Origin of the sequence: Sphingopyxis sp. (assembly GCF_035250425.1) — a bacterium.
Lineage (GTDB): Bacteria > Pseudomonadota > Alphaproteobacteria > Sphingomonadales > Sphingomonadaceae > Sphingopyxis.
In genome coordinates this window covers 1-3,064 of the sequence record NZ_DATFFD010000281.1, presented here as the reverse complement: position 1 = coordinate 3,064, position 3,064 = coordinate 1, and the positions used below count along the sequence as shown (strand labels likewise).

Genomic DNA, 3,064 nt, shown 5'->3' with positions numbered 1-3,064 from the left:
TTCGCGTTCCTCGGCCGCCTTGACCTTCGCCTCTTCCTTCGCGGCGATCGCGGCCTGCTTGTCGGCCTCGGCCTGCGCCTTGGCCTCGATCGCGGCGGCTTGCGCCTGCTCGGCCTTGGCGGCGAGCAGTTCCTCGGCGCTCTCGCGGTCGACGGCGGTGTCATATTTGCCCTCGACCGGCGAGATCGACTTGATGATCGCGCGCTCCTTGGCGTCGAGCGGCCCCGCGCGCGAGCAGGGCGGCTTGATCAAGGTGCGTTCGACCGGCGACGGCGCGCCGTCGGCCATCAGCAGCGAGACCAGCGCCTCGCCGACCTTCAGCTCGGTGATCTCGCGCGCGACATCGACCTTGGGGTTCGGGCGGAAGGTGTCGGCCGCCGCCTTCACCGCCTTCTGGTCGCGCGGGGTGAAGGCGCGCAGCGCGTGCTGGACGCGGTTACCGAGCTGGCCCGCGACTTCCTCGGGCACGTCGATCGGATTCTGCGTGACGAAATAGACGCCGACACCCTTCGATCGGATCAGGCGCACGACCTGCTCGATCTTTTCGGTCAGCGCGGGCGGCGCGTCGTCGAACAGCAGATGCGCCTCGTCGAAGAAGAAGACGAGCTTCGGCTTGTCGGGGTCGCCGACCTCGGGAAGCGTCTCGAACATCTCGCTCAGCATCCAGAGAAGGAAGGTCGCGTAGAGCTTCGGGCTCGCCATCAGCTTGTCGGCGGCGAGGATGTTCACATAGCCGCGGCCATTTTCATCGGTGCGGATCATGTCCATGATATCGAGCGCGGGCTCGCCGAAGAAATTGGCGCCGCCCTGGCTTTCGAGCGTCAGCAATTGGCGCTGGATCGTGCCGACGGTCGCTTTCGACACATTGCCATATTTGGTCGTGAGCTCGTCGGCGCTTTCGGCGCACCAGCTCAGCATCGCCTGCAGGTCGCCGAGGTCGAGGAGGAGCAGATTCTGCTCGTCGGCGACGCGGAACGCGATCGCGAGCACGCCCTCCTGCACTTCGTTGAGCCCCATCAACCGCGCGAGCAGCAGCGGCCCCATCTCGGAAATCGTCGTGCGAACGGGGTGTCCCTGTTCGCCGAACAGGTCCCAGAAGATCACCGGATTGTCACGATAGACCCATTCGCTGTCGCCGATTTCGGCGGCGCGCGCCGCGAAAATCTCGTGCGTCTTTGCGGTCGGGCTGCCCGCCATCGCCATGCCGGCCAAGTCGCCCTTCACATCGGCGACGAACACCGGGACGCCAACCGCCGAAAAACCCTCGGCGAGCCCCTGCAAGGTCACCGTCTTGCCGGTGCCGGTCGCGCCGGCGATCAGCCCGTGGCGGTTGGCGCGCTTCAGCACCAGCGACTGGCGTGGGCCATCGGCCGCCCCGCCTCCACCGAGGCCGATATAGATTTCGCTTGCCGTGCTGCCGTCGCTCACCCGCTATCCTCCATTTGAAAGCCTTTTTCGAGGTCTAGAGCGGCAGCGCGGGTCAGGCAATCGGCAAACCGGCGGCGTTCGCCGATGCCGAGCGGCGGGGCGGAAAACTGCCGAACTTCACACGGGAATCGCGTTTTGGGGCGGTGCGGGCCGAAGATCGGCGCAGAGCTTAAAGCCACAAAAGCCCCGCATGCGCGGGGCGAAATTGTGGCTTTTGTGGCTTTAGCGGATTGGGCGGGGAGTGGCGCCATGATGAAGGCGCTCGACGCAACGATATAAGGCCATTGGGTCATCCGGCCGAGTAGATCATGCCGGAATATTGTAGGAAAGGTCTTTCGGATAACGATGCCGGGGATGGCTGAAAACGACCGATTGCGGACATCCTCCCTGTGGCGTAGCCATGGGGAGGTGGCAGCGCGAAGCGCTGACGGAGGGGTTATCACGCGAGGTTGCCACCCCTCCACCACCGCTTCGCGGCGGTCCCCCTCCCCATGCCTTCGGCACAGGGAGGATCTTACCATCATCGTCATCCCGGACTTGATCCGGGGTCCATGACTTCAGCGCTGCCGTGGATCCCGGATCAAGTCCGGGATGACGAGATAAGGGAACGTCCGCTTACCGCCCCAAAGCCGACACCCGCACCGACCCATCACCCCATGATGAAGGCGTTGAGCTTGTTGCCGTCGGGGTCGCGGAAATAGCCGGCATAAAAACCCTCGCCGCGCGGTCACGGAGGGCCTTCGCAGCTGCCGCCATGCGCGAGCGCGATTTCGTGGAGGCGGTGGACCTGTTCCTTGTCCTTTGCCTCCAGCGCGACCATCACGCCGTTGCCGACGGTCGCGACATTGCCGTCGAACGGCTTGGTCAGGCCGATGCCCGCGCCGCCGCCGGGCTTGCCCCACGCGATGAAGCCGTCGAATTCCATCATCCGCGGGGTGCCCAGTTCGGCCGCGATGGCGTCGTAAAAGACCGCCGCCTTTGCCAGGTTCTTGGTCCCCAAAGTCACATAGCCAATCATCATCTTTCTCCCGACTCGATATTATGAGAACATAATATGAACACGAGCCGCGGCGCGCAAACAAAAAGGGGCGCCGGACCCGAAGGTCGCGGCGCCCCTTCATTGAACGAAAAAGCCGAAGCCTATTTCACGCGGATCGCGATGAACTGAGACGGAAGGCCGCGGCGCAGGATTTCGAGCAGCACCGCATCGCGGCCGGCTTTTTTCGCATCGGCGACCGCCTTGGCAAGCGCCTCGGCTGTCGTCACCGGCGTGCGGTTGACGCTGAGGATCACGTCGCCGCGGCGCAGCCCCTTGCGGCCCGCGTCGCTGTTCGCCGATGCGGCGCCGATCACGAGCCCCTTGGTGCCGGCATCGACACCCACCGCGCGTGCGATATCGGGCGTTACCACCTGTACCGCGAGGCCCAGCTCTTCCTGGATCGCCTTGTCCGCCGCGCCGCTGGGATCCTCGGGTTCGGTCTGCTCGGCCTCGGGATCGAAATTGCTGCCAGCCAGTTCTTCCTCGGGCGGGCGCGTGCCGACGAGGACGTTGAGCGTCATCGGCTTGCCGTCGCGGATGATCTCGAGCGGGATGCGCGTGCCGGGCTTGGTGTTCGAGACGATATACGACAAAGTC

Annotated in this window: 3 protein-coding genes and 1 pseudogene; all 4 read right to left on the bottom strand. The window is 64.9% G+C overall.

Translation table 11 applies throughout. The features are described from left to right. The coding region (locus VJ811_RS17100; protein WP_414711969.1) for a helicase HerA-like domain-containing protein at positions 1-1,428 on the bottom strand (1,428 nt) is incomplete at its 3' end. Further along, positions 1,425-1,721 (bottom strand): hypothetical protein, encoded by a 297-nt coding sequence (locus VJ811_RS17095; RefSeq protein WP_324074592.1) that lies wholly within the window; start codon positions 1,719-1,721, stop codon positions 1,425-1,427. The genes VJ811_RS17100 and VJ811_RS17095, both read right to left, overlap by 4 nt. A 356-nt stretch (positions 1,722-2,077) precedes the next feature. Next, positions 2,078-2,446 (bottom strand): annotated as a pseudogene (locus VJ811_RS17090) (VOC family protein). A 122-nt stretch (positions 2,447-2,568) separates the two neighbouring features. Then, positions 2,569-3,064 (bottom strand): PDZ domain-containing protein (locus tag VJ811_RS17085; RefSeq protein ID WP_324074590.1); only part of this gene is annotated, 496 nt, incomplete at its 5' end.

What these genes read in the sequence shown, in the direction of transcription:
- VJ811_RS17095 (WP_324074592.1), bottom strand. Translation starts at nt 1,721, where the DNA reads ATGACCCAATGGCCTTATATCGTTGCGTCGAGCGCCTTCATCATGGCG.